This is a genomic window from Actinomadura sp. 1N219, from assembly GCF_044326405.1.
Taxonomy (GTDB): Bacteria; Actinomycetota; Actinomycetes; order Streptosporangiales; family Streptosporangiaceae; genus Spirillospora.
The window spans coordinates 317,564-340,862 of record NZ_JBIRAY010000004.1; the positions used below are offsets into that span (position 1 = coordinate 317,564).

Sequence of the window (23,299 nt, forward strand, 5' to 3'; positions counted from 1 at the left end):
CTCGCGGTCATTATATTGATACAGGGATACCATCATACCGACCGCACGCTCCACCCGGTCTTCAACGGTGAGGCGCCCGCCGGTCTTCCGCGTCCCCGGTCATCGGCGGCGGTGGGATCGTTGCGTGACGGGTTCGGCGGCTGGAGGACGAGTGAGCGAGCAGGAGGCCATCGGGGAGGCCGTGGCGCGGACCGTGCGGGCGCTGCGGGCCGGGCACGGCTGGAGCCTGGACGAGCTGGCCGGACGCGCCGGGGTGAGCAAGGGCGTGCTGGTCGGGCTGGAGCAGGGGCGCGGGAACCCGAATCTCGGCACGCTGATCCGCATCTCCGATGCGCTCGGCGTCCCGTTGACGCGGCTGGTGCAGGTCGAGGAGGAGCCGCCGGTACGGCTGTTCCGGCCGGAACGGCATGTGGTGCTGTGGCAGGGCGAGCACGGCGGGACGGGAACGCTGCTCGCCGGCAGCGACCCCCGGCCCTCGCTGGAACTGTGGCGCTGGGAGCTGCAGCCCGGGGAGACGCGCGAGAGCGACCCGCATGTGCCGGGCACCAAGGAGATCGTGTTCGTGGATCAGGGAACGCTGACGCTCGGCGTGGACGGCCGGACAGATCTCGTGGAGGAAGGGACGGCCGCGGTGTTCGTCGGCGACCGCCCCCATTCGTACGGCAACGCCGGCGACGCCGAGCTCCGCTTCATTCTGGCCGTCCTCGACCTCTGACCCGCCAGGCCAAGGGCCCAGGCCAGCGTCGATGCCCGGGTCAATCCCCAGGGCCGGGGACAGGCCGGTGCTCAGGGCCAATCCCCAGGGCCGGTGATCGAGGGCCGGTGATCGAGGGCCGGTGATCGAGGGCCGGTGATCGAGGCGGAGACGGGCCGGTGATCGAGGGCGGGCGATCGAGGGCGGGCGATCGAGGGCGAGGACGGGCCGGTGATCCGGGGGCCTGGCCAGGACCTGTGGCCCGGGCCGGTGACCGGGGTGGGTGATCAGGGCGCTGGTCGGCGCTAGTGGCCGACGTCGATGATCACGGCTAGGGGATCACGGCCTGGTGATCAAGGCCTGGCTCGTGCCGGTGGCCTGGCGTCGGTGGCGAGGACCGGGGGTTCGGGGTCAGGATGTTAGGCGGACGGGCATGGCTAGGTAGCGGTAGCCGGTGTCGGTCTCCGAGGCGTCATCGGTCTTTTCGTTGGACGAGTCCTCCTTCTTGTCGGGGATGGCGGTGAGGAGGGCGGCCTTGGTGGGGCCGGCGCATTCGAGGCGGGCGTATTCGGTGTCGATTCCGGCGAGGCCGTCCAGGAGGTACTGGGGGGCGAAGGCGATGTCGAGGTCGTCGCCGGTGAGTCGGATCTCGAGGCTCTCGTTGGCGCGGGCGGAGTCGCCGGTGGCGGCGCGGACGCAGACCTCGTCGGCGGTGAACGCCAGCCGGACGGGTGTGCCGCGTTCGGTGACGAGGGCGGCGCGCTTGATGGTCTCGACGAACGGCGCGACGGGGATCTCGGCGACGGACGACCACGTGCCGGTGAGCCGGGACCTGTAGTTGATGTACTGGTCGTCCAGGAGGCGGCTGGTCATGCTGCGGCCGCCGCCGGACACGCCGATGAGGGTGTCGGCGACGCCGCCCAGGTCGAGGGCGACGTCCGCGCCGCGCTTGATGGACTTGGCCGTGTCGGCGAGGGTGCGGGCGGGGACGACGACGCCCGCGGTGAAGCCGGGGTCGGCGGGTGACCAGGTCAGCTCGCGGGCGGCGATGCGGTAGCGGTCGGTGCAGGCGAGCCACATCGTGTCGCCCTCGATGTCGATCCGGACGCCGGTGAGCATCGGGAGCGTGTCGTCGCGTCCGGCGGCCGGGGTGACCTGGGCGACGGCGGTCGCGAACAGGTCGCCGGGGATGGTTCCGGCGCGGGCGGGCGGCTCGGGGAGGGTGGGGTAGTCCTCGACGGGCAGCGTGAGCAGGCCGAACTCGGCGGGGCCGCAGCGCACGACGACCTCCGAGCCCTTCGTGAGGATCTCCACGGGGTGCGGGGGCAGGTTGCGGACGATGTCGGCCAGGAGCCGCCCCGGGACGAGGACGCGGCCCGGTTCCGCGACGTCGGCGTCCTCCCTGGCGCGGGCGGACACCTCGTAGTCGAACCCGGCAAGGCTGAGTTCGCCCTCCTCGGTGACCTCGATGAGCATGCCCGCGAGGACGGGGAGCGCGGGGCGGGCCGGCAGGGTCCGCGCCGCCCAGGCCACGGCGTCGGCGAGTGTCTGCCGGTCGACTCGGAACTCCACCTTCGTCTGCCTTTCCGCGACGGCTGGTCCGGCCGGGTGTCCGGCCGTGTCACGCACGGTATCCCCGGCCACTGACAGTTCAGAAAAGGGCGTCCTCGGTGATCTTGGATTTGCGCTCGAAGTCGAGGAGGTAGCGCTTGCGTTCGAGGCCGCCGCCGTAACCGGTGAGGTCGCCGTTGGAGCCGACGACGCGGTGGCAGGGGACGATGACGCTGACCGGGTTGCGTCCGTTGGCGAGGCCGACGGCACGGGACGCGGACGGTTTGCCGAGCTCGACGGCGAGTTGCCCATAGGTGGTGGTCTCGCCGTAGGGGATCTCCTGGAGCGCCGTCCATACGCGCTTCTGGAATTCGGTGCCCTGGAGGTTGAGCGGCAGGTCGAAGTCAGTCAGGTCACCGGCGAAGTAGGCGGAGAGCTGTTCGGCGACGGTCGCGAAGGGTTCGGTGTCCGGGTCGCCTAGCGCGCCGAACGTCTCCTCAGATGGACGATGCCGCTGCAAATCCATGTACAGGCCGGACAGACCACCGTCCAGGGCCACCAACGTCAATGGACCTACGGGACTGTCCAGGATGACGTGCGTCGGTTCCATATGGGTTCCTTCCTAGGGTCAGGATGCAGGAAGCAGGTTGATGGCGTGGTCGCCTGTGGCCCACAGGTATTGGACGGCGTAAGCGCGCCAGGGACGCCACTGGGCGGCACGTCGCGTAAGGGCCGCAGGTGTCGTGGGCAGGTCGAGTGTCTTGGCGGCGGCGCGGATTCCCAGGTCGCTGGGGATGAACGCGTCCGGGTCTCCTAGGGCGCGCATCGCGATCGACTCGATCGTCCACGGACCGAACCCGGGAAGGACGGACAAGCGCGCGCGGGCCTCAACCCAGTCGCTCCCTACACCGAGGTCGATTTCACCGCTCGCGAGTGCGTCGACAAGGGTTATGAGGGTGGTGCGGCGCGTTTTCGGGAACGCGAGGTCTTCCGGATCGAGTTCTGCCAACGCGGACGGGGTCGGGAAGAGGTGGGTCAGTCCGCCGCCTGGGTCGTCTATGGGATCGCCGTAGGCGGTGACGAGCCGTCCTGCATGGGTTCGGGCCGCAGCCGTCGAGACCTGCTGTCCCAGGACGGCGCGCACGGCGAACTCTGGGGCGTCCACGGTTCGCGGGACGCGCCGTCCAGGGGCCTTGTCGACGAGCGGTGCGAGGACGGGGTCGGTGCGGAGCAGGTCGTCCACGGCGACGGGGTCGGCGTCGAGGTCGAGCATCCAGCGGCAGCGGCTGATCGCGATGGTGAGGTCGCGCAGGTCGCTGAGGGTGAGCGTGCAGGCGATGTGGTCCGGCTGGGGCCGCAGGGTGGCGATGCCGTGCCCGTGGGGCAGGCGCATGGCGCGGCGGTACGCGCCGTCCCGCCATTCCTCGACGCCGGGGACGGCAGTGGCGGCGAGGTGGCCGAAGAGGTTGTCCGGGCAGAGCGGCGCCCGGAACGGCAGCCGCAGCGTCAGCGCGCCCGAACCGGCGGGCGGGTGTCCCTTGGCGACACGGTCGCGCAGCTCAGTCGGTGTTAGGGCGAACACTTCGCGGACGGTGTCGTTGAAGGCCCGGATACTGGCGAACCCCGCCGCGAACGCGACATCACCCATCGGCAGGGTTGTCGTTTCGATGAGGAGCCTTGCCGTCTGGGCACGCTGGGCCCGTGCTAGGGCGAGTGGGCCGGCACCTAGTTCGGCGTTGAGTTGGCGCTCGATTTGGCGCGTGCTGTAGCCGAGTCGCCGTGCGAGCCCTGGAACGCCTTCACGGTCGACCACGCCATCGGCGACGAGCCGCATCGCGCGGGCGACGGCGTCCGCGCGGTGGTTCCATTCCGGCGAGCCGGGGGAGGTGTCGGGGCGGCAGCGCTTGCAGGCCCGGAATCCCGCCTGCTGCGCGGCTGCCGCGCTCGGGTAGAAGCGCATGTTCTCGGGTTTGGGCGCCACGACCGGGCAGCTCGGGCGGCAGTAGATCCCGGTGGTGACGACCGCGATGAAGAACCATCCGTCGAAGCGGGCGTCCTTCGCCTTGACTGCTCGCAGGCATCTCTCCGCGTCCTCGTGCATGCCCCAAGCATCACCGATGGTCAGCCCGTTCCACTAGCGAGAATCCGACATCAACGTCTGGTCGGCGCCCGGCTGGCATGACGTCCCAGGTAATCGATCTGCGGCCTCCGGCTTGGCAGCGTAGTGGGCGTCGCCGGGACGAACCCGGCCGATCAGATGGGAGTCATGAAATGACCGACGTTCAGCAGCGGATCGCGGACTACCTCGCGGTCTGGAACGAGGCCGACCCGGCCGCGCGCCGCGCGGCGATCGACGAACTGTGGACGGACAGCCCCGTCTACGTCGATCCGCTCGGCGTCGCCGAGGGACGGGACGCGATCGACGCCTACATCGGCGCGGCGCGCCAGCAGTTCCCCGGCATGGTGTTCCGCCCGGCAGGCGTCGCGGACGCGCACCACAACGTGGCCCGTTTCACCTGGGAGCTGGGCCCCGAAGGCAGTGAGGCGGTCGTCGTCGGGTTCGATGTGGCGGTCTTCGCCGACGACGGCCGCTTCGACCGCGTTCATGGGTTCCTCGACAAGATTCCCTCTTAGGACGGTTTCAGATTTGGCGGAGTGCGCCGCCGTCCACTGTCCATTCGGCGCCGGTGACCTGTGCGGCCAATGGGGACAGCAGGTAAACGATGACCCGCGCTACGTCCTGTGGTGTGCCGAGCCGTCCGACAGGGAGGCGTCGCTCCTCACGGACGAACCGTTCTATGGCCTCCTCCACCGGAAGTCCGAATTGGGCGGCGAGCTGGTCGGAGAACCCACCGGGCTCGTCCCACAGCCGGGTTCGCGTAGGGCCGGGTGTGACGATGTTGGAGCGGATGCCGCAGCGTCCGAACTCCCCCGCCAGCGTCTTAGACACCGACAGCAACGCCGTCTTGGACGCCGCATAGTCGACCAGTGGCGTGTCGGGGAACCGTCCGGCCTCGCTGGACACGTGCACCATGCTCCCGGCGCCCTGGTCGATCAGCGCGGGCAGCGCGGCCCGCGCCATCCGGACGGCCGCGTGGAAGTTCAGCTCGAACGTGGCATGCCATTGGGCGTCGGTCACGTCGAGGAAGCCGATCCGGGATTCGAGGGCTCCGGCGTTGTTGACCAGGCCGTCCAGCCGCCCGTGCCGCTCCAGCGCGGCGTCCACGACGCGCTGGGCGGCGGCGGGGTCGGTCAGGTCGGCGGCGACGCCCCCGTCCAACGGCCTGCGGGCGACGCCGACGACGTGCGCGCCCTCGTCCGCGAGGAGTTCCGCGGTCGCCGCGCCGATCCCGGCGGACGCGCCGGTGACGATGACGACCTTGCCGCCGAGCTTCAGATCCATGATCAAACCCTTTCAGAGCGCGGGGCGCGGAGGAACGTCCGGACGAGGGCCGCCCCGGCGAGGACGATCACGACGTTCGCGGCCGTCGCGACGTGGACGCCGCCGAGGACGGACGCGTTCGCCGTGGCCACGGCGCTCATCACGGGTATCCCGAGCGTGATGGCGACCTGCTGCGTCATCGTGGCGAGGCCGGTCGCGAGGCCCTGCTCGCCGTCCGGCAGCCCGGACGTCGCCGTCCCCATGAACGCGACGATCGCGACAAGGTTCCCGAATCCCCCGACGGCGGTCGCGACGAGGAGCAGCGCAAGCCCGTCGCGCGACTCGCCAAGTCCGAGCAGCGCCGCGGTCGCCGCCGCCTGGAGGACGAGCCCGGAGACGAGGGTCGTGCGGCCGCCTAGCCGTGCCATGATCCGGGGCGCGGCGACGCCTCCGGCGAACGTCCCGGCGCCGAGGACGCCGAGCGCGAGCCCGGTGGCCAGCGGCGAGAAGCCCAGGACTTTCTGCAGGTAGAGCGTCATCAGGAACACCAGGGACGTTTCCGTTGCGAACGCCACGAAGCCGCCCACGTTGCCCCAGGTGACGGTCCGGCGCGTCAGGACACCGAGCGGTGCGAGCGGAGCCGGTGAACGCCGCTCTACCAGCACGAACGCGATGAGCAGGACGGCGGCCGCGGCCAGCGTGCCGAGCGCCGGCGCCGACCCCCAGCCGTGTTCGGCGGCGGTCGTGATCCCGTACACGAGGGCGAGGAGGCCGCCGGTCACGGTCACCGCGCCGGGAACGTCCAGCTTCGCCCTGTCCTGCGAGCGGCTCTCGGCGACCACGGCCGGGATCACGGCGAGGATCACCGCCGCGACCGGCACGTTGATCAGGAAGGCCCAGCGCCAGCTCAGGACGTCCGTGAGCACGCCGCCGAGGATCGCGCCCACGGTGAAACCGGCGGACATCAGCGCGCCGCTGAGTCCGAGCGCCCGCGTCCGCAGCGGGCCTTCCGGGAAGGACGTGGTGAGCAGCGACAGGGCCGCCGGTGTGGCGATCGCAGTGGCGAGCCCCTGGAGAACCCGTCCGGTCAGCAGCATCGCCGGTGACGTAGCGAACCCGCCGACCAAGGACCCTCCGGCCAAGAGAGCCATGCCTGCGAGCAGCATCCGGCGCCGTCCGAACAAATCGGCTACGCGACCGAACAGAAGCGTGAAACCGGCGGCCGGAAGAGCGAAAGCGGTCGCGATCCACTGCAACTCGTCCAGGCCGAAGCCCAGGCCCCGGCCGACGACGGGCAGCGCCACGTTCAGGATGGAGAAATCGATGGCGAGCATGAACTGCGCGCCGAGCAGAAGGGTCAGTACCAGCTTGTGCCGCGAAGACATCCGTCCAGAGGGGGCGGATACGGCGGTGGTGGTCAGTGCTGTCATGCCACAGACGATCGCCGCGCTGGGCACGGCCACCCAGCCACCGCTCTTTAGTACTACCGGCAGTAGCAGGCTAGGAGACCACCGGCGGCGTGCACCGGCACCTGGGAGCCAGGACGAACCTCGTTCCCTGGCGTGAAGGCTGTTCGACCCTCGCCTTTCTAGGCTCAACAGCATTCAGGCCTAGGGCCTAGGGTCAACAGGAGGAATCCGTGCGTCGCCAGTTTTCAGTTCTCGTCCTAGCCGCGGTCGGCGCGACCACTCTTGGCGCGTGCGGCATGGCTTTCGCTTCGACTTTCGATGACAACGCCACGCTCGACGGCGAAATCAAGGCGGTGCACCTCGACAACATTGATTCGGGCAGCGTGACGTTGCGTGGCGGTGCGTCCAAGGCGTCCCTGCGCCGGACGGTCGAGTATCGCGGCGACAAGCCGACCGGCCAGACGCATCGCGTCGAGAACGGTGTTTTGAAGCTTCGCGGCTGCGGCAACAACTGCTCGGTCCGCTACACGATCGACGTTCCAGCGGGCCTTCCCGTGGACGGCGCCACGGACAACGGCTCGATCAAACTGTCCAGGGTAGGCGCGGTGAACGTGTCGACCGATTCGGGCTCCATCCACCTGGACGACGTCGCCGGGTCCGTCAAGGCGAAGACCGACAACGGAAAGATCGAAGGACGCGGGCTCAAGGGCGACGGCGTCGACGTCCGAACCGACAACGGGAAGATCGTCCTTACTCCGGCGAAACCGCAGAACATCCGCGCGGTGACGTCCAACGGCGGCGTGACCGTGACCGTCCCGGCGGGCCGCTACCGCGTGTCCGCGCGCACCGACAACGGCGACCCGACGATCGGGATCGCCAACGACGCGTCCGCCCCGCACCGCCTCGACCTGACCACCGACAACGGCGACATCAACGTCAAGCCCGGCGGATGACCTCGGTGGCGTTGCGAATGACCTCGGCGGCCCGCGGGTAACCTCGACCGCCCCGTGGATGACCTCGGCGGCCCTGTGGATGACCTCGGTGCCACGGCGCGTAGCCTCGGCGGCATGGCGCGGAATCCTGAGCTGGGCGAGTTCCTCAAGTCGCGGCGGGCGCGGCTGCGGCCCGAGGACGCGGGCGTCCCGTCGTACGGGACGCGGCGGCGCGTGCCCGGCCTGCGGCGGGAGGAGCTGGCGCAGCTCGCGGGCGTCAGCGTCGCCTACTACATCCGGCTCGAACAGGGCACGGCGGACGGCGTGTCCGCCGAGGTCCTGGACGCGATCGCGCGGGCGCTGCGCCTGGACGGCGACGAGCACGCGCACCTGCACCGCCTCGCGCACCCGCCCCGCCGGACGCCCGTCCAGGGCCCGCCCCGCCTGCGCGCCCCGCTCCAGCACCTGCTCGACTCGATCACCCACGCGCCCGCGTACATCGTGGGCCACTACACGAACGTGGTCGCGTGGAACCGGCTGACCGCCGCCGTGTTCGTCGACCTCGCCGCCGTCCCGCCAGAAGAACGAACCTGGTCGCACCAGATCCACCTGAACGACGACTACAAGGCGCGGCTGGGCGACAACTGGCCGGACGTCGCCCGCCGCAACGTCGCCTACCTGCGGTTCCGTTCCGGCCAGGACCCGAACGATCCGCGCCTGCGCGCCCTCATCGACACCCTCCGCGACCGGAGCCCCGAGTTCGCGTCCCTGTGGGAGGCGCACCACGTGACGGACCTGACGCACGGCGAGGCCCGCATCGACCATCCGCAGGTCGGACGGCTCGTCCTGCCATTCGAGACGCTGCACCTGCCCGGCAACCCCGACCTCAGCCGCCTCATGCTGTACGCGGCCGAACCGGGCTCGGCCTCGGAGAAGGCGCTGCGGAGGCTCGCGGAGGCGTCCGCCCAGTCCGCCCACCTCTCCAGCGCCGACCTCATAGCCTCCGCAGCGATACCGTGAGTTCGTGGACGAGATCTCCTGGCGGGAGGACGGCCGGGACCAGCGCGTCCGCTGGCGGTCGGAGAGCGGCGCCCCGCCGCCCCGGCGCGTGACGATCGCCGACGACGAGACCCGGGCGGACGACGCCTACCGGCTGGCCTGCGAAGGCACCGCGCTGCTGTGGCGCGGCGACTTCCAGAACGCGCGGCAGCTACTCAACGCGATGGCGCGCCGTATCGACCGTCCTCCGACGATGGCGCGGCGACGCAAACGCAAGGAGGAACCGTCCCAGGTACAGGCGTTCCACCTCTACCGCCAGGCACGCGCCCAGCGCGCGCGGACGCTCGCCATGCTGCTCATCCCGTTCGACCCAGGACACGTGATTCCGCTACGCCGCGCACCCGACGTCCAGGACGCGTGTACGCAGGTGTACGGGCCGGACGACCGGCCCTACGTGACGTCCTTGCGCGAACTGCTCGGACTGATCGGCGCCCATGAATGGCGTGAGAAGGGCGTACCCATTCCCGCGTTGGGCAACGATCGGATACATCCGCACTACGGAGTGTTCTCGCCAGTCAGAGGAGAGTACGTAGATCTGGTAGCCGAAGCACCACTCCCACCGACGACCAAGGCGTTCGACATCGGGACGGGCACAGGCGTCCTGGCGGCCGTTCTAGCCCGTCGCGGTATGGGACGAGTCGTCGCCACGGACCACGACCCGCGCGCGCTTGCCTGCGCCCAGGAGAACCTCACCCGCTTGGATGTGGCGAAACAGGTCGAAGTCGTCCAGGCCGACCTGTTTCCAGAAGGACGCGCCGGGCTCATCGTCTGCAACCCGCCCTGGCTACCGGCGAAACCCAGCTCACCCCTCGAACACGCCGTCTACGACCCTGGCGGCCGGATGCTTCACGGTTTCCTCAACGGCCTCACCGAACATCTTGAACCGGACGGCGAGGGTTGGCTGATCCTCTCCGACCTTGCCGAACTCCTAGGGCTCCGCACCCGCGACGACCTGCTCAAGCTGATCGAGTCGTCTGGCCTAGAGGTCGCCGGACGGCGCGACACCAAGCCGACGCACCCGCGCGCTGCCGACCCCGACGACCCTCTCCACGCCGCCCGCGCCGCCGAGACGACGACCCTCTGGCGCTTGAGGCCGGCCCGCTGAGCCCACTGAGCGCGCTGAGCCCGCTGAGCCCGAGTCAGACGTGGCTGCGGTGGGCGGTCTCGGGCCCTATGACCTGCAAGAGTTCGAGGGCCTCGATGGTGGGGCTTCCGGGCGGCGGCGTGAAGACGACCACCCGCTGATCTTCGGCCGGGGTGAGCAGCGTCTCCGCGTCGAACTCGATCGCCCCGACCTCCGGATGCAGGACCCTCATGCGGCTGGTGCGGCGCACAGCCACCTCATGCCGCTTCCAAAGCTCAGCGAACTCGTCGCTAGCGTCGTGTAGGCGCCGAACAAGCCCGGACGCAACAGCGTCGTTGCCGCGCCGCGCCACGCTGGCACGCAGATCGGCGACGTGCAGGCGGCTGTAGTGGTCGTGCTCGTCCGGCGGGTACGCCTCTCGGACGAACGGATCGGTGAACCACCGCCACACCATGTTCCGGTCACCCGGCTCCACCGTGCACACACAACCGAATAGCGATTCGGCTAGGACGTTCTGCGCCAGGACGTCCCCAAGGTCCCCAACGATCTGCGCAGGCGTCTCATGCAGCCGATCGAGCAGATACAACAGCCCCGGCCGGACGTGCTCGCCCGCGAACGGCCCCGCAGGCGGACGATGCCCAGCCAGGACGTACAAATGGTCGCGTTCGTCCTCCGTCAGCCGCAGCGCACGTGCCAGCGCGCCGAGCATCTGCGCCGACGGCTGCGGGCTCCGCGCCTGCTCAAGCCGCATGTAGTAGTCGGCGGACATACCCGCGAGCTGCGACACCTCCTCGCGGCGCAGCCCCGGCGTCCGGCGCCTAGGCCCGGCCGCGAGGCCGACCTCCTGCGGGCGCAGCCGCTCCCGGGAACGGCGGAGGAAATCGGCGAGTTCGCGTCGGTTCGTGCCCAAACCGTGGTCCATGCCCATACCGTCCATGATCCGTGATCGCCGGGAGCGCAGCCTGGGATCGCTTGTCCTAGCCAAAGCGGTCCGCTCCTCATCGCCGCCCGGGGCGGGCAGCGTTGAACGCATGACGAAACTCACCGTTGGAAACGCCCGCATCGCCTACCGCACGGAGGGCTCCGGGCCCGCCGTCGTCCTGGTCCACGGCGTGGGCCCCGGGTCGGCCATGTGGGACGGCTGGTCCGGCGCCCTCTCCGCCGACCACACCGTGATCCTGCCCGACCTCGCCGGCTCCGACCCCGCCGAGGACGACGGCTCCCCGCTGACCATCGAGGCCCTCGCAACCCAGGTCAACGCCGTGATCGAGGACGCCGGGGCCGGGCCCGCCGACGTCGTCGGCTTCTCGCTCGGCGCGCCCACGGCCGCCGCTGCCGCCGCGCTGCGTCCGGACCTCGTCCGCCGGCTGATCCCCGTCGCCGGGCTGAACCACGCGGGCGACGAGTACGTCCGGCAGCTGATGACCACCTGGCTGGGCCTCTCCTCCGACCCCGACGCGTTCGGACGCCTCGGCACGCTGACCGCCTGCAGCCCCCAGTTCCTCAACGCGATCGGCCACGATGGCGCCGAGCAGATGCGCGGCTTCATGCAGCCCACCGACGCGCGGCTACGCCAGCTCGACCTCGTCCAGCGGCTGGACGTCCGCGACCTGCTCCCGCGCATCGAGGCCCCCACGCTCGTCATCGGCTGCACCCGTGACCAGACCGTCCCCGTCGAGAACCACCGCGAATTCGTCCGCACCATCCCGGGCGCCGAGTACACCGAGCTCGACACCGGCCACGTGGCGATGATGGAACGGCCCGACGAATTCACGAAGCTCATAAGGGACTTCCTCGACCGGCCATAGCGGACCATGGAGTAATGCGTTCCATCGATCAGCAGACCATCCTCATCACCGGCGCGACGGATGGACTGGGCCGCGCGCTGGCCGCCGAACTCGCCGCCGAAGGCGCGACGGTCCTCGTCCACGGACGGGACGACCAGCGCGGCAAGGCGACCCTGCAGGAGCTCGGCGGCCGCGCGTCCTGGTACCGCGCCGACCTGTCGTCCCTGGCCGAGACCCGCGCGCTGGCCGCGGCCGTCCGCGCCGACCATCCCCGCCTGGACGTGCTGGTCAACAACGCCGGAATCGGCAACGACGGCCCGCGCCGCGAAAGCGCCGACGGGCACGAGCTGACATTCCAGGTGAACTACCTGTCCGGCTACCTGCTCACCCGGCTCCTCCTTCCCACCTTCATCTCGTCGGCGCCGGCGCGGATCGTCAACGTGAGCAGCCTCGGCCAGCGCGCCATCGACTTCGACGACGTCATGATCACCCGTGGATACAGCGGGACGCGGGCCTACTGCCAGAGCAAGCTCGCGCAAATCCTGTTCACCATCGACCTGGCCGCCGAATTGGCCGGGACGGGCGTCACCGCGAACGCCCTCCACCCGGCCACCTACATGCCGACGAAGATGGTCTCATCACCGATCAGCACGCTAGAAGAAGGAATGCGCGCGACGCACCGTCTCGTCACCGACCCCGCCTTGGACGACGTCACAGGACGCTTCTTCGACGGCCTCCAGGAAGCCCGAGCCGACGCCCAGGCATACGACCCCGAAGCCCGCGCCCGCCTCCGCGCCCTCTCCGAAGAACTCACCTCCCCTTGAGACGCTGAACCCGCACAAGGTTGCGGACGGCGCTCTCACCTTGCCCATCGGTGTATTCGGCGACCCGGACGTAGCCGTGTTCGTCGTAGATGCGTCCGAGTTCAGGGCTGCCCGCCCAGTGATCCAGGGCCAGAGCGGGCGCGCCCTGCGCTTTCGCAAGGTGCTCGGCGTGGGCCAGCAGAGCCGAACCTACACCGCGCCCGCCAGGCCCACGGTCGGTCATCACACTGTGGATAAACATCGACCCTTCAGGCACCACGCCATCGGGAATGCGCGGCGGGACGACGGGCGCAGCAGCCAGAAGCCCGACACAAGCACCGCCCCGCTCCGCGATGGTGATGACGCCTTGAGACGTCCAGTCGGCGACCCGCTCCGGGAAGGCCGCTTGCTGCGAGAACGGCACCGTCCCCCACTGCTCGGGTCGCCCCTGGGCCACCAGCCACTTCAGGACGGAGTCCATCAGCGACAGCAGAGCGGGAACATCGCTCGCCATCGCCTGGCGCAGGTGCAACCGGTGTTCTGGCACGACCGCCTCCCTCGGGGTTAGACTTCGACAACCCGATTGATTTAACTTTCTAAGGATTAGATTGTCAAAGGAACTGAGAGCGGGCGCCATCGCCAGGGCCGTTCAGGAGCTGCAGGACGCCACCGACCTGATCGATGAGCTGGCGGCCCGGCGCCTGGGCGTCAACCGCACCGACCTGCGATGTCTGAGCCGGCTCACCGCGCGCGGCCCGCTCACCGCGAGCGAACTGGCCGCCGCCGCCGGACTGACCGGAGGCGCGGCCACCACCGCCATCGACCGCTTGGAGCGGGCGGGCCTGGCCCGGCGAGTCCGCGATGAGGCGGACCGGCGCCGCGTCCTGGTCCACCTGACCGACCAGGCCGACCTGCTCAGCCAGGAGATCTGGGGACCAATAGTGACCGATGCCCTGGCCGAGCTGCGCCGCTTCACCATCGCCGAACTAGAGGTCATCGAGACGTTCCTGCAACGCGCGCTGGACAACCAGACCTACCACGCAGCCCGCCTGCGCTCACAAGCGCAAGCAACATGATCGGCTGCGGGCCGTCCAGCAGCCGCCTGGTCGACCACTACGCGAAGATCCGCCGCCGCTAAATGCGTTTCTCACCGTCGGAAAGCCCGACATAAACTGGGCGGCTCCGACCCGAGGAGCCGCCCATGCCACCTGCCATCCGCTTCGTCGAGCTGCCCCGATCAGCGATGAAAGCGCTGCTCGACGACGACACATCGACCGCGAGCGCCGCCGCCGGAATCCCACTCACCGAATACTTCGTCACCGAAGAGGCGAAATTCCTCTGGCGATTCCGGCTCGGCCAGCTCGCCCGCGAACCGGAACACGCGCGCTGGATAGTCCGCGCCGTCGTCGCGGAACCAGAAGGAATCGTCGTCGGCCACGCGGGCTTTCACGGCGCGCCCGACGCCAGCGGGACGGTCGAGATCGCCTACTCCGTCGACCCCGCCCACCGCCGCCGCGGCTACGCGAAAGCGATGCTCGCCGCCCTGCTCGACCGCGCCGCGTCCGAACCGTCCGTCACGACGGTCCGCGCGTCGATCAGCCCTGGCAACGCCGCGTCTCTCGCCACGATCGCGGGCCACGGCTTCACCGAGGTCGGCGAGCAATGGGACGACGAGGACGGCCGCGAACTCCTCTACGAACGCCCCGCCCGCTGACGCCGCACCCGACCGGCTACTCGGGAGGAATGCGGTCGATCTCCCTTTCCCAATACTCGTTGAACACCTCGTTCACGAGCGTGGACATATCGATCAGCTCCAACCCGTCCAGCTTCACGAGCAGGATTTTGAAGGTGAGGGCCGGGCCTTCGAGAACGAGCCAGGGTTCGATCTCACGCGCCCACCCCTGACCGAGACGGCGGTTCAGCTCCTCCACCGCGGGAGGCATGATCCTGTCGCACAGATCGTTGACGAACTCGGGCGAGCATTTGTGCGTGCGCCCCTCGTCGGACAGGTTGATGTACACCTGCGCTTCGCGTGAAACCCCGCCCTTACTCGCGTCATCGCGGCCCGCACTCCGCAGCCCGCGGCGGAACCTTCTCAGAACCATACGGGCCACCCTTCCGCATACCCTCCGAGACCGGTCCCGGACCGCGTCACCCGCTCTCCTCCAGCAGGCGGACGGCCCAGCGTCTGAGGCAACGAGGGTCGGCCGGGTCGTCAGTGGAACACGAAGCTGCCATGCCAGCGTCCCCAGCGGCTTGACTCGATCCCGCTGCGTTTCGCCGAGCCGTAGAACCTTTTTCCGGGACGGATTTCAAACGTGACGAGACCTCCGCCTTGAAGGGTGATGATTCCGGCATGGACGGCGGCCAGGCCGATCGAGGAATCGTCGGTGTAGGTCTTGTTCCCCCAGACATCTCCATCATCGATGGTCCCCCCAGACGGGAACTCGACAGTGAAGACCTCATAATCACGCCCACGAAAGGCCGACGCTGTGGCGCTCCAGCTCATAGGGCCGACGTAGACCGGGCCCTCCACCTGCGGACCCGCACCCCCGCTTACTTGGTTCTCGGGAAATACGAAGCTGCCGTGCCAGTCTCCCCAGGAGGAGGACTCGATGCCGTTGCTTATCGCCGAGCCATAGGCCCCTTCACCAGGACGGATTTCGAAGGTGACGGAGCCTCCATGTTGAACGGTGATGATCCCGGCATGGACGGCGGCCAGCCCGATGGAGGAATCGTCGGTGTAGGTCCTGTTTCCCCAGACGTCTCCATCATCGATGGACCCCCCAGACGGGAACTCAACAGTGAAAACCTCATAATCACGCCCACGAAAGATCGACGCTGTGGCGCTCCAGCTCATAGGGCCGATATAGACAGGCTCCGCGGCCTGCGAATATGGCACGTCCTCCGTCACCAGCCGCCGCGTCCGCGCAGTGGACGGCCCCTGCCCGAGTGAGGCGGTGCGCAGCCGGTCGGCGAGCGCGGACGCGTCGTCCGGGCGCTGGGCGGGACTTTTGGCCAGCAATTCCACGACGACGTCGTCCAACGCGGAGGGGATCTCGGCGCGCAGCAGGCTCGGCGGGGCGGGCGACCTCGACAGGTGCCCGGCCAGAATCGCGGCGTGGGTGTCTCCGGTGAACGGCGGGCTCCCGGTCAACAGGTGGTACAGGGTGCAGCCCAGCGAATACAGGTCCGCGCGTCCGTCCACGGTCTCGTTCGAGAGCTGCTCGGGGGCCGCGTAGGCCAGGGAGGCGAACCCCTGAGCGGTCACGCTGGCCGTAGCCGCGGCGGCTCGGGCGATCCCGAAGTCACAGACCTTGACGCGCCGGCTGTCCAGCAGCATGAGGTTGGCCGGCTTGATGTCGCGGTGCACGACCCCGGCGCCGTGCGCCGCCGCCAGCGCGTCCGCCACTTGGGCCCCCCACTCCGCGACCTCGGCGACCCCCAGCCCCTGGGGAGCCGCCTCCAGTTCGGCAGCCAGGTTGCGGCCGGTGAGCAGTTCCATCACCACGAACCGGCATGAAGAGTCGACCCCGACGTCGTGCACCACGGTGATCCCCGGATGCGTCAGCTTCGCGCCGACCTTGGCCTCGCGCTCGAAGAGCCGGGCGGCCTGCCCGTCCTCCTCGCCGGCGCCGAGCAGGACCTTCACCGCCACCTCGCGCTCCAGGCGCTCGTCCAGGCCCCGCCAGACCTCTCCGAAGCCACCCGCGCCCAGCGGCTGGACCAGCCGGTACCGTCCCGCCAGCACCAGCCCCGGGTTGATCATCCGCCACCCTCCGCATCTCGCTGCGAACCATTCGATACCGCCCACGCTATGACAGGCCGCCGGAGAACTGATCATGAAATGGCGAACTCCCGGCCGGTGCGCAACGGGCAGGCCACGGCCCGCACCCCTATCTCCCACTTTGAACCGGTAGACGACCGGTAGACGACCGGTAGCGTAGGAGGCCCAGTCGGGCCGGGCCGTGACTCGGCGACGGGAAGTGGAGGGCATGCCATGACAACGTTGCCGCCGAATCCGGCGCTGGAGCCGCTGAAGCCGCTGCTCGGAGAATGGACGATTCGTATTCCGACCTTCGAGGAGGCGGAGGCGGCGGTCACGTGCGAATGGCTTGAGGACGGGGCCTTCCTGCGCATTCACTCGGAATCGCCGCCACCCTTCCCGACTGCCACGCAGCTCGTCAGCCGGGACGACTCGTCCGATGTCTACACGGTCCTCTACTACGACTCGCGTGGGGTGTCGCGCGTCTACCAGATGACGTTCGACAACGGCCTGTGGAAGATGTGGCGGGACGCGCCGAGCTTCGACCAGCGGTTCTCCGGGACGCTCAGCGACGACGGTCGCACCATCCAGGCCGCCTGGGAGAAGTCGCTCGACAACGAGACCTGGGAACACGACTTCGACATCATCTACACGAAGGTCGCCTGAACGCTCAGTCTTCGGCGCGCACCGAGAGGGCGTGGTGGAAGACGTTTCGCGGATCGTACTTCGCCTTGATCCGCTGAAGCCGCGGATAGTTGTCCCGGAAATACAGGGTGTGCCAGGGCGCACCGCGGTTCCAGGACGGGTCGGCGAGGTCGTTGTCCGGGTAATTGATGAACGCGCCGTCACCGGGCGCGGGGACGCCGCCGGTGTCGGCGAAAAGGTCGCGGTAAAGCTCCCGCAGCCAGGCGATGTGTTTGGCGTCGTCCTTCGGGTCCTCCCAGCCGTTGGCGAAGAACAGCTTCATGATCGTGTCGCGGTGGGGCGCGGCCGTCGCGTCCGCGGCGACCGTGTTGACCTGGCCGCCGAAGGTGTAAAGGCTCAGGCTGCCGCCGGGATGGTCGTAGTCCGGCCTGGTCAGATGATGATGCAGGACGTCGATTTGCCTGTCGGTCAGGCGGCGGCGCAGATATCCCGACTTCACCTTCAGCCGGTACACGGGGCCGGGATCGCCGGGCGAGCCCGCCAGCGCGGCGGCCAGCCACGGCTGGGTCCTCACCTGGCGGGACGGGGTCGCCGGCACGCCCTCGTTGATCGCGGCGAGGTGCTCGTCCAGCAGCCGCTCGGCGGCGCCGGACGCGGCCGCCACCTGTCCGATCATGCCGAGCTGCCCGATCGGACGCCGATTGAGCTGGATCTCGCTGTACAGCTTCGTCGCCGCGGAACCGGGAGAGCTGTTGCGCTCCACCCACCTGCCGTGGTTGCGGACGAGCCGCGCGAACGCGTCCTGGGTGAAGTCCCGCCAGTCCCACGTGATCGTGAAGCTCAGCACGGACGGCGGCGGCGCGGGCAGGAGTCGGGACGGATCGTCGCCGCGCGCGCCCGGTGTCCGGAACCAGTAGCGGGTGACGATGCCGAAGCCGCCTCCGCCGCCGGTGTGCGCCCACCACAGGTCGCGGTTCGGGTCCGTCCGCTCCCTGGTGGCGATGACGCTGCGCGCCCGGCCGCGGCCGTCCACCACGACCACTTCGACCGCGTAGAGGTGGTCGACGGCCAGGCCCATCATCCGCGACAGCGGCCCGAAACCGCCGCCCAGAACGTGCCCGCCTGCACCCACAGTGGGGCACCAACCCGCCGGGACGGTCACGCCCCACCCCAGATACAGCCTGCGGTACGCCTCCCCTAGCGAAGACCCGGCTTCGACGGCGAAAGCGCGGCGGCGAGGGTCGTAGTAGACGGCGGTCATGGCGCTGGTGTCGATGACGACCTGCACGGAGGGATCGCCGACGAAATCCTCGAAACCGTGGCCGCCGCTGCGGACCGTGACCCTCCTGCCTGTGTCGACCGCGTCCTGCACGGCGCGGACGACATGCTCTGTCGTGCCTGCGACCCACACGTGCTCCGGCTTCCCGACGAACCGCCGGTTGTAGCCGCGGTAGGCGAGGGACGCGTAGCGCGGGTCGTCCCGTCCGACCTTGGCGGGGCCGGGAGGCGGCGGCCAGACACCCGGCGGCAGGCCCGCCCCGCCCGGAGTCGCCCCGCCCGGAGTCGCCTCGGCCGGGCTCGCTCCGGTGATCGGGACGGCAAGGCCCGCCGCCGTCACCGCCAGGCCGCCCCGCAACACATTCCTTCTGCTCTTCTCCGCCATGCGCGCTCCTCAGTCTGGATGAACGTCAACCTAAGAGCGGGCACGGCGGCAGGCAGTGGGCCAAACACCACAACCGGGGTGGGTGTAAGTCCAATCAGAGCCCGAGGCGGTTGGTGTTGGCGGGCGTCGTCCCCTCGGGCCGGACGGGGATCTCCATCAGCTTCTGGCCTCGCCTGACAGACTCACCACTCACCAGATCCTGTTGGTCACTTTCTTGATTCCGGCGGGCGGCCGCTTCACCCGCCGGCTCTGCTGAGTGCCGGACGCAGGTGGGCGTAGGCCCAGGCCGCGAGCGGGGTGGGAGTCGTGGTCACCAGGTCGCGCGGCTGCTCGGGGACGAGGTCGCGCATCCCGGCGGACATGCCGACGATGCCCTCCACGGCGCTCGGGCTCAGCCCGGCGGAGCGCAGCGCGCCCCGGACGTCGTCCTCGCCGACGACCACGAGCTGGACCGTCCGTCCGAGCACTTCGGTGAGAATGGCCGCGACCTGCTGGAAGGTGAGGTCCTCCGGCCCGTGGACGGCCTGCACCTCGTGGCCCTTCCAGTCGTCGTTGAGCAGCCGCGCGGCGACGACGTCCCCGATGTCGCGGGGGTCGACCCACGCCATGGGCACGTCGGAGCGGAACGGCGTGGTCAGGACGCCGCCGGCGAGGCCGTCCACGTCCATGAGCAGGTTGGTGAAGAAGTAGCCGCAGCGCAGGTGGAGCGTGTCGGCGGCGGTGGCGTCGAGCCGCTCCTCGATCCGGGCCAGCCCGTCGATGTGTCCGGCTCCGTGGCGCTTCTCGGCGCCGACGCTGCTCAGCAGGACGACGCGTGCGACGTCCCCGGCCTGGGCCGCCTCGATCAGCGGATCCGCCGTCCGGTCGGACGTCTCGATCGGGTCCTCGGACGAGTGCGGTGTCGGATCGACCCAGAAGACCGTCCGCGCGCCCGACGTCGCCTCGCGGACGAACGCGGCGTCGGTCAGGTCGCCGCGCCTGACGTCGACGCGCTCGCGGGTGGCCGCGTCCAGCCGCGCCGGGTCGCGGACCAGCACCCGCGGCCGGACGCCGGCCTGCAGCAGCAACCGGACCACGCGGGACCCGACATGCCCGGTCGGAGTGGTAACGACGATCGTCATCAATGCCCCCTGTAGTTCGTACTGGTCCCCAAAACCTACGAACCAATGCGGACAGAACCTGACCGCGTTCACGCCCATCACCAAAACTGACGGACAGCAGCACGTCGAGCCACCGAACGCGCCAGTTGAGGGCGCGTCGCCGGGCGCCCAGACCGACCCGGCATGACACGCGCGTTCGTGTCTATTCGGCTGGGGACGGGTGGGCGTCGAGCCAGGCCGTCCCTCGCCTGCGCGACGCTTGGGACAGCCAGGCGTCCTGGACGATCTCCGTCAGCTCCCGCAGCGTGAGCTCACCGATCCGGCTCGCCCGCAGCAGCACCGACCGGTGGCCGTTGAAGTGCGGTGTCGTGAAGAACGGCGACGCCTCGTCCTGCACCAGCGCGAGCTTGTCGGACTCGGACGGCACCCAGAACACGATCACGTCCGGGTAGCGCTCGCCGGTTTCCGGATCGACCGCGTCCGGACGGGGAGTGCGGAAGAACACGAACGACTTGCCGCCGACCTGGTAGACGGGATTCCCGCCCTTCCCGTGCTCGACCGTGACATGAGGCATCCCCAGGGCCAGCTCATGGACGTCCTCGACCCTGGCTCGGCGCGTTCTGACCGACATACCAGCAGCGTAAACCTAGGCTGCCCGGCCCTGGCGGCCGTCACCGACCGCCCGCGCCCGCCGCCCCGCTACCGCTACCGCCGCTGCCGCTGCCGCAGAGGCGCAGAGTGCTCTCCAGGCACAAAGCCGCAGCCTCGTCCGCGGTGAGGCGTCCGTCGGCGATTTCTGCCGCGGCGGCGTGCTGGAGGCCGATCACGGCGGCGGCGAGCCAGGCGGCGGGAGGCGACCGATCGAAGTCGCCCGCGCCCTGGCCTCGGCGGATGAGCCGTTCGAGCCGCGGCGGGACGACGTCGTGGGGGTCGTTGGTCTTGGGCCGCGGGATCCCGGTCAGGGTGGGGTTGAGGATGAGGGGATAGCGGCCGATGAACCGCCAGCCGGCGTCGAGGAACCGGGCCAGCGCGTCGGCGGGCGGGGCGGTGTCGAGTCCGGCGTCGTCGAGCAGGGCGAGGTATTCGGCGGCCGCGACCTCGATGAGCGCGGCGATGAGGGCGTCGCGCGAGGGGAAGTGCGCGTAGACGGTCTGGCGGGTGACGCCGGCCCCGGTCGCGATCTCCTCCATGCTCGCGTCGAGCCGCTCGCCGAGCACGATGCGCGCCGCGTTGAGGATGGCGTCGATGCTGCGCCGGGCGTCGGACCGCCGGGAGCGAGTCGTCTTGGCGGCCGCGCCGAGCGTGTCACCCATCCCGACGAAGATATCCGCCCGGACGCAACCTTGACAAGCCGTAAGAGATAGCTAACTCTTACAGCATGTCAAAGAACAGCTTGGAGGGGGACGGCCCGGCGATCGAGGCGCGCGGCCTGGTCAAGGCCTACGGCGGAAACCGGGCGCTGGACGGACTCGACCTCACGGTCCAGCGCGGTCAGGTGTTCGGGCTCCTCGGCCCTAATGGAGCAGGGAAGACCACCGCCGTCCGCGCCCTGGCCACCTTGACCCGGCCCGACCGCGGCACCGCCCGCGTCCTCGGCCACGACGTGATCGGCGGACGGGACGCGATCCGGGCCAGGGTCGCGGTGACCGGCCAGTTCGCCGCCCTGGACGAGGACCTCACCGGATACGAGAACCTGTCCGTCCTCGGGCGCCTGCACGGCCTGTCCCGCGCCGCCGTCCGGCGACGAGCCGACGACCTGCTCACCGCGTTCGACCTCACCGACGCGGCCGCCCGCCCGGTCGGCGTGTACTCGGGCGGGATGCGCCGCCGGCTCGACATCGCGGCCAGCCTGATCGTGACCCCCGACCTGCTGTTCCTCGACGAGCCCACCACCGGACTCGACCCGCGCGGCCGCGGCCGGGTGTGGGAGCTCGTCCGCCGGATCGCCGCAGCGGGCACCACCGTCCTGCTCACCACCCAGTACCTAGACGAGGCCGACCAGCTCGCCGAGCGGATCGCGGTCATCGACCGCGGCCGGGTCGTGGCCGAAGGCACCAGCGCCCAGCTCAAATCCCGGGTCGGCTCGGGCACGTTGCACGTCCGGCTCCTCGACGGCGCGGCACGTCCGCGAGCACGGCAGGTCCTGGCCGACACCCTGGACGGGACGGTCCGTCTAGCCGCAGACCCACTCGCCCTCTCCGTCCCACTCACCGCCCCCACCGACCCAACGGACGTGGCCCGCCGGATCGGCCACGCCATGACCCGCCTAGCCGACGCCCAGGTGGCGGTCACCGAAGTCACCCTCGGCCACCCCAGCCTGGACGAAGCCTTCCTAGCCCTAACCGCCCACAAAACCGCCCCCGCCACCGACCACCCCGACCCCCACACGACGAAACCCACCCCCGGCCACACGACCGCCCACACGAACGACTCCACCCGCGGCCACACCACCGGCCACACGGACAACGCCGACCCTGGCCACACGACCGGCCATACGGACGGCTCCGCCCACAGCCGCACGTCCGGCCGTGAGGGTGACCCCGCCACCACCGAGAACGAAGGGAACAGGAAAGCATGAGCAGCCCGGCCGTCGTCTCGCGCGCCTTCGGGGCGGAGACCCACCAGATCGACATCCTGCTCGCTGCGCCCCGGCCGCGCCGCCGCGCCGGGGCGCTCACCGCCTCCGCGACCTTCGGTCGGCGCGCCCTGCTCAAGATCAAGCACGACCCCAAGCAACTCGTGGACTCGGTGGCCATCCCGATCCTGTTCACCGTGCTGTTCACGTACCTCTTCGGCGGCGCGGTCAGCGGCTCGCCCGGCGCCTACCTCGAAGTCCTCCTGCCGGGCACGCTGAGCATGAGCATCGCCATCGTCACCATGTACGGCGGCGCCCGCCTCGCCCAGGACGTCACGACCGGGGCCTTCGAGCGCTTCGGCTCCCTGTCCGTCTGGCGCGGCGCCTTCGTGCTCGGCGGCCTGCTCAGCGACGCCGCCCGCTACCTGTTCGCGTCCGCCATCGTCGTGGTCCTCGGACTGATCATGGGCTATCGGCCGGACGGCGGCGCGCCGGGCGTGCTCGCCGCGGTGGCACTGATCGTCGCCTTCGGGCTCTCCCTCTCACTGCTGTGGGCCGCGGTGGCGCTGCTCGTGCGCGACCCGGCCGTCGTCATCAGCATCGCCAACGTCGTGCTCATGCCGCTCTCGTTCGCCAGCAACATCTTCGTCGAACCCGAAACCATGCCCGGCTGGCTCCAGGCCTTCGTGGACGTCAACCCGCTCAGCCACGTCGCGACCACGGCCAGGGACCTGATGAACGCCACCGGCGGCGCCGGCGGATCACTCGCCTGGACGCTCATCGCGACCGCCGCCATCACCGCGGTGTCCGCCCCGCTCACCCTCCACCTCTACGCCAAGCAACGCTGAT

25 protein-coding genes are annotated in these 23,299 nt (G+C 69.9%); 12 read left to right on the forward strand and 13 right to left on the reverse strand.

The window, feature by feature from the left end; genetic code table 11:
• Positions 1-151 precede the first annotated feature (151 nt).
• Positions 152-715 carry a helix-turn-helix domain-containing protein gene (locus ACH35V_RS16320; RefSeq protein WP_395973150.1) on the forward strand — a complete coding sequence of 188 codons (564 nt, stop codon included), beginning with the start codon at positions 152-154 and terminating at the stop codon, positions 713-715.
• Positions 716-1,105: 390 nt separating this feature from the next.
• On the opposite strand, the gene dnaN is transcribed toward ACH35V_RS16320, so the two are convergent.
• From dnaN to ACH35V_RS16335, 3 genes are all read right to left on the reverse strand, one after another.
• Positions 1,106-2,266 carry a DNA polymerase III subunit beta gene (gene dnaN, locus ACH35V_RS16325; RefSeq protein ID WP_395973151.1) on the reverse strand — a complete coding sequence of 387 codons (1,161 nt, stop codon included), beginning with the start codon at positions 2,264-2,266 and terminating at the stop codon, positions 1,106-1,108.
• 79 nt (positions 2,267-2,345) lie between these two features.
• Positions 2,346-2,855, reverse strand: a complete 510-nt coding sequence (locus ACH35V_RS16330; protein ID WP_395973152.1) for a methylated-DNA--[protein]-cysteine S-methyltransferase — start codon at positions 2,853-2,855, stop codon at positions 2,346-2,348.
• A gap of 18 nt (positions 2,856-2,873) precedes the next feature.
• The gene (locus ACH35V_RS16335) at positions 2,874-4,346 is read right to left on the reverse strand and encodes an AlkA N-terminal domain-containing protein (RefSeq protein WP_395973153.1); all 1,473 of its coding nucleotides are present in this window, start codon (positions 4,344-4,346) and stop codon (positions 2,874-2,876) included.
• A gap of 170 nt (positions 4,347-4,516) precedes the next feature.
• Between ACH35V_RS16335 and ACH35V_RS16340 the strand changes: the two genes are divergently transcribed.
• The gene (locus ACH35V_RS16340; protein ID WP_395973154.1) at positions 4,517-4,879 is read left to right on the forward strand and encodes a nuclear transport factor 2 family protein; all 363 of its coding nucleotides are present in this window, start codon (positions 4,517-4,519) and stop codon (positions 4,877-4,879) included.
• 7 nt (positions 4,880-4,886) lie between these two features.
• On the opposite strand, the gene ACH35V_RS16345 is transcribed toward ACH35V_RS16340, so the two are convergent.
• Both ACH35V_RS16345 and ACH35V_RS16350 read right to left on the reverse strand, forming a co-directional pair.
• Positions 4,887-5,648, reverse strand: a complete 762-nt coding sequence (locus tag ACH35V_RS16345) for an SDR family NAD(P)-dependent oxidoreductase (RefSeq protein WP_395973155.1) — start codon at positions 5,646-5,648, stop codon at positions 4,887-4,889.
• A gap of 2 nt (positions 5,649-5,650) precedes the next feature.
• On the reverse strand, positions 5,651-7,057 hold the full coding sequence (locus tag ACH35V_RS16350) for an MFS transporter (RefSeq protein WP_395973156.1): 1,407 nt from the start codon (positions 7,055-7,057) through the stop codon (positions 5,651-5,653).
• Positions 7,058-7,332: 275 nt separating this feature from the next.
• Between ACH35V_RS16350 and ACH35V_RS16355 the strand changes: the two genes are divergently transcribed.
• From ACH35V_RS16355 to ACH35V_RS16365, 3 genes are all read left to right on the forward strand, one after another.
• Complete coding sequence (locus ACH35V_RS16355) at positions 7,333-7,989, forward strand: DUF4097 family beta strand repeat-containing protein (RefSeq protein WP_395973158.1); 657 nt, start codon at positions 7,333-7,335, stop codon at positions 7,987-7,989.
• A 114-nt stretch (positions 7,990-8,103) separates the two neighbouring features.
• Positions 8,104-8,988: a helix-turn-helix transcriptional regulator gene (locus tag ACH35V_RS16360; RefSeq protein WP_395973159.1), complete on the forward strand. Its 885-nt coding sequence runs from the start codon at positions 8,104-8,106 to the stop codon at positions 8,986-8,988.
• A 4-nt stretch (positions 8,989-8,992) separates the two neighbouring features.
• Positions 8,993-10,132: a methyltransferase gene (locus ACH35V_RS16365; protein WP_395973161.1), complete on the forward strand. Its 1,140-nt coding sequence runs from the start codon at positions 8,993-8,995 to the stop codon at positions 10,130-10,132.
• 34 nt (positions 10,133-10,166) lie between these two features.
• On the opposite strand, the gene ACH35V_RS16370 is transcribed toward ACH35V_RS16365, so the two are convergent.
• Positions 10,167-11,033 (reverse strand): helix-turn-helix transcriptional regulator, encoded by an 867-nt coding sequence (locus ACH35V_RS16370; RefSeq protein ID WP_395973163.1) that lies wholly within the window; start codon positions 11,031-11,033, stop codon positions 10,167-10,169.
• A 109-nt stretch (positions 11,034-11,142) separates the two neighbouring features.
• Between ACH35V_RS16370 and ACH35V_RS16375 the strand changes: the two genes are divergently transcribed.
• Both ACH35V_RS16375 and ACH35V_RS16380 read left to right on the forward strand, forming a co-directional pair.
• Positions 11,143-11,919, forward strand: a complete 777-nt coding sequence (locus ACH35V_RS16375) for an alpha/beta fold hydrolase (RefSeq protein WP_395973164.1) — start codon at positions 11,143-11,145, stop codon at positions 11,917-11,919.
• 14 nt (positions 11,920-11,933) lie between these two features.
• Positions 11,934-12,722, forward strand: coding sequence for an SDR family NAD(P)-dependent oxidoreductase (locus ACH35V_RS16380; protein ID WP_395973165.1), 789 nt, complete (start codon positions 11,934-11,936; stop codon positions 12,720-12,722).
• On the opposite strand, the gene ACH35V_RS16385 is transcribed toward ACH35V_RS16380, so the two are convergent.
• Positions 12,709-13,248: a GNAT family N-acetyltransferase gene (locus ACH35V_RS16385; protein WP_395973167.1), complete on the reverse strand. Its 540-nt coding sequence runs from the start codon at positions 13,246-13,248 to the stop codon at positions 12,709-12,711. The genes ACH35V_RS16380 and ACH35V_RS16385 overlap by 14 nt on opposite strands.
• 61 nt (positions 13,249-13,309) lie before the next feature.
• Here ACH35V_RS16385 and ACH35V_RS16390 point away from each other — a divergent pair, with 61 nt between their 5' ends.
• Entirely contained in the window at positions 13,310-13,777 is a 468-nt protein-coding gene (locus ACH35V_RS16390) for a MarR family winged helix-turn-helix transcriptional regulator (RefSeq protein ID WP_395973169.1), read from the forward strand.
• A gap of 125 nt (positions 13,778-13,902) precedes the next feature.
• On the forward strand, positions 13,903-14,415 hold the full coding sequence (locus tag ACH35V_RS16395; protein WP_395973170.1) for a GNAT family N-acetyltransferase: 513 nt from the start codon (positions 13,903-13,905) through the stop codon (positions 14,413-14,415).
• Between the two features lie 16 nt (positions 14,416-14,431).
• Here the strand turns inward: ACH35V_RS16395 and ACH35V_RS16400 are convergent, their stop codons facing one another.
• Both ACH35V_RS16400 and ACH35V_RS16405 read right to left on the reverse strand, forming a co-directional pair.
• Positions 14,432-14,806 (reverse strand): hypothetical protein, encoded by a 375-nt coding sequence (locus ACH35V_RS16400; RefSeq protein ID WP_395973172.1) that lies wholly within the window; start codon positions 14,804-14,806, stop codon positions 14,432-14,434.
• Between the two features lie 110 nt (positions 14,807-14,916).
• Entirely contained in the window at positions 14,917-16,470 is a 1,554-nt protein-coding gene (locus tag ACH35V_RS16405; RefSeq protein WP_395973174.1) for an LCCL domain-containing protein, read from the reverse strand.
• Positions 16,471-16,701: 231 nt separating this feature from the next.
• On the opposite strand from ACH35V_RS16405, the gene ACH35V_RS16410 reads away from it, so the two are divergent.
• Positions 16,702-17,133: a hypothetical protein gene (locus ACH35V_RS16410; protein ID WP_395973175.1), complete on the forward strand. Its 432-nt coding sequence runs from the start codon at positions 16,702-16,704 to the stop codon at positions 17,131-17,133.
• 4 nt (positions 17,134-17,137) lie between these two features.
• Here ACH35V_RS16410 and ACH35V_RS16415 read toward each other — a convergent pair whose 3' ends face one another.
• The 4 genes from ACH35V_RS16415 to ACH35V_RS16430 all read right to left on the reverse strand — a co-directional run bounded on the left by ACH35V_RS16415 (position 17,138) and on the right by ACH35V_RS16430 (position 21,188).
• Positions 17,138-18,775, reverse strand: a complete 1,638-nt coding sequence (locus ACH35V_RS16415) for an FAD-binding oxidoreductase (RefSeq protein ID WP_395973176.1) — start codon at positions 18,773-18,775, stop codon at positions 17,138-17,140.
• A 236-nt stretch (positions 18,776-19,011) separates the two neighbouring features.
• A complete protein-coding gene (locus ACH35V_RS16420; protein ID WP_395973177.1) occupies positions 19,012-19,896 on the reverse strand; it encodes an NAD(P)H-binding protein in 885 nt (294 codons plus the stop codon).
• A gap of 181 nt (positions 19,897-20,077) precedes the next feature.
• Positions 20,078-20,506: an MmcQ/YjbR family DNA-binding protein gene (locus tag ACH35V_RS16425; RefSeq protein WP_395973178.1), complete on the reverse strand. Its 429-nt coding sequence runs from the start codon at positions 20,504-20,506 to the stop codon at positions 20,078-20,080.
• A gap of 40 nt (positions 20,507-20,546) precedes the next feature.
• Positions 20,547-21,188, reverse strand: a complete 642-nt coding sequence (locus ACH35V_RS16430; protein ID WP_395973180.1) for a TetR/AcrR family transcriptional regulator — start codon at positions 21,186-21,188, stop codon at positions 20,547-20,549.
• Between the two features lie 65 nt (positions 21,189-21,253).
• Here ACH35V_RS16430 and ACH35V_RS16435 point away from each other — a divergent pair, with 65 nt between their 5' ends.
• Together ACH35V_RS16435 and ACH35V_RS16440 are read left to right on the forward strand one after the other, a co-directional pair.
• The gene (locus tag ACH35V_RS16435; protein ID WP_395973182.1) at positions 21,254-22,453 is read left to right on the forward strand and encodes an ATP-binding cassette domain-containing protein; all 1,200 of its coding nucleotides are present in this window, start codon (positions 21,254-21,256) and stop codon (positions 22,451-22,453) included.
• Entirely contained in the window at positions 22,450-23,298 is an 849-nt protein-coding gene (locus tag ACH35V_RS16440) for an ABC transporter permease (protein ID WP_395973184.1), read from the forward strand. Before ACH35V_RS16435 ends, ACH35V_RS16440 begins: the two co-directional genes overlap by 4 nt.
• Position 23,299 lies beyond the last annotated feature (1 nt).

What these genes read in the sequence shown, in the direction of transcription:
- ACH35V_RS16410 (WP_395973175.1), top strand. Translation starts at nt 16,702, where the DNA reads ATGACAACGTTGCCGCCGAATCCGGCGCTGGAGCCGCTGAAGCCGCTG.
- ACH35V_RS16335 (WP_395973153.1), bottom strand. Translation starts at nt 4,346, where the DNA reads ATGCACGAGGACGCGGAGAGATGCCTGCGAGCAGTCAAGGCGAAGGAC.
- ACH35V_RS16375 (WP_395973164.1), top strand. Translation starts at nt 11,143, where the DNA reads ATGACGAAACTCACCGTTGGAAACGCCCGCATCGCCTACCGCACGGAG.
- ACH35V_RS16345 (WP_395973155.1), bottom strand. Translation starts at nt 5,648, where the DNA reads ATGGATCTGAAGCTCGGCGGCAAGGTCGTCATCGTCACCGGCGCGTCC.
- ACH35V_RS16360 (WP_395973159.1), top strand. Translation starts at nt 8,104, where the DNA reads ATGGCGCGGAATCCTGAGCTGGGCGAGTTCCTCAAGTCGCGGCGGGCG.
- ACH35V_RS16400 (WP_395973172.1), bottom strand. Translation starts at nt 14,806, where the DNA reads ATGGTTCTGAGAAGGTTCCGCCGCGGGCTGCGGAGTGCGGGCCGCGAT.
- ACH35V_RS16355 (WP_395973158.1), top strand. Translation starts at nt 7,333, where the DNA reads ATGGCTTTCGCTTCGACTTTCGATGACAACGCCACGCTCGACGGCGAA.
- ACH35V_RS16380 (WP_395973165.1), top strand. Translation starts at nt 11,934, where the DNA reads ATGCGTTCCATCGATCAGCAGACCATCCTCATCACCGGCGCGACGGAT.
- ACH35V_RS16430 (WP_395973180.1), bottom strand. Translation starts at nt 21,188, where the DNA reads ATGGGTGACACGCTCGGCGCGGCCGCCAAGACGACTCGCTCCCGGCGG.
- ACH35V_RS16370 (WP_395973163.1), bottom strand. Translation starts at nt 11,033, where the DNA reads ATGGACCACGGTTTGGGCACGAACCGACGCGAACTCGCCGATTTCCTC.
- ACH35V_RS16425 (WP_395973178.1), bottom strand. Translation starts at nt 20,506, where the DNA reads ATGTCGGTCAGAACGCGCCGAGCCAGGGTCGAGGACGTCCATGAGCTG.
- ACH35V_RS16440 (WP_395973184.1), top strand. Translation starts at nt 22,450, where the DNA reads ATGAGCAGCCCGGCCGTCGTCTCGCGCGCCTTCGGGGCGGAGACCCAC.
- ACH35V_RS16415 (WP_395973176.1), bottom strand. Translation starts at nt 18,775, where the DNA reads ATGGCGGAGAAGAGCAGAAGGAATGTGTTGCGGGGCGGCCTGGCGGTG.
- ACH35V_RS16330 (WP_395973152.1), bottom strand. Translation starts at nt 2,855, where the DNA reads ATGGAACCGACGCACGTCATCCTGGACAGTCCCGTAGGTCCATTGACG.
- ACH35V_RS16435 (WP_395973182.1), top strand. Translation starts at nt 21,254, where the DNA reads ATGTCAAAGAACAGCTTGGAGGGGGACGGCCCGGCGATCGAGGCGCGC.
- ACH35V_RS16405 (WP_395973174.1), bottom strand. Translation starts at nt 16,470, where the DNA reads ATGATCAACCCGGGGCTGGTGCTGGCGGGACGGTACCGGCTGGTCCAG.
- ACH35V_RS16420 (WP_395973177.1), bottom strand. Translation starts at nt 19,896, where the DNA reads ATGACGATCGTCGTTACCACTCCGACCGGGCATGTCGGGTCCCGCGTG.
- ACH35V_RS16340 (WP_395973154.1), top strand. Translation starts at nt 4,517, where the DNA reads ATGACCGACGTTCAGCAGCGGATCGCGGACTACCTCGCGGTCTGGAAC.
- ACH35V_RS16395 (WP_395973170.1), top strand. Translation starts at nt 13,903, where the DNA reads ATGCCACCTGCCATCCGCTTCGTCGAGCTGCCCCGATCAGCGATGAAA.
- ACH35V_RS16350 (WP_395973156.1), bottom strand. Translation starts at nt 7,057, where the DNA reads ATGACAGCACTGACCACCACCGCCGTATCCGCCCCCTCTGGACGGATG.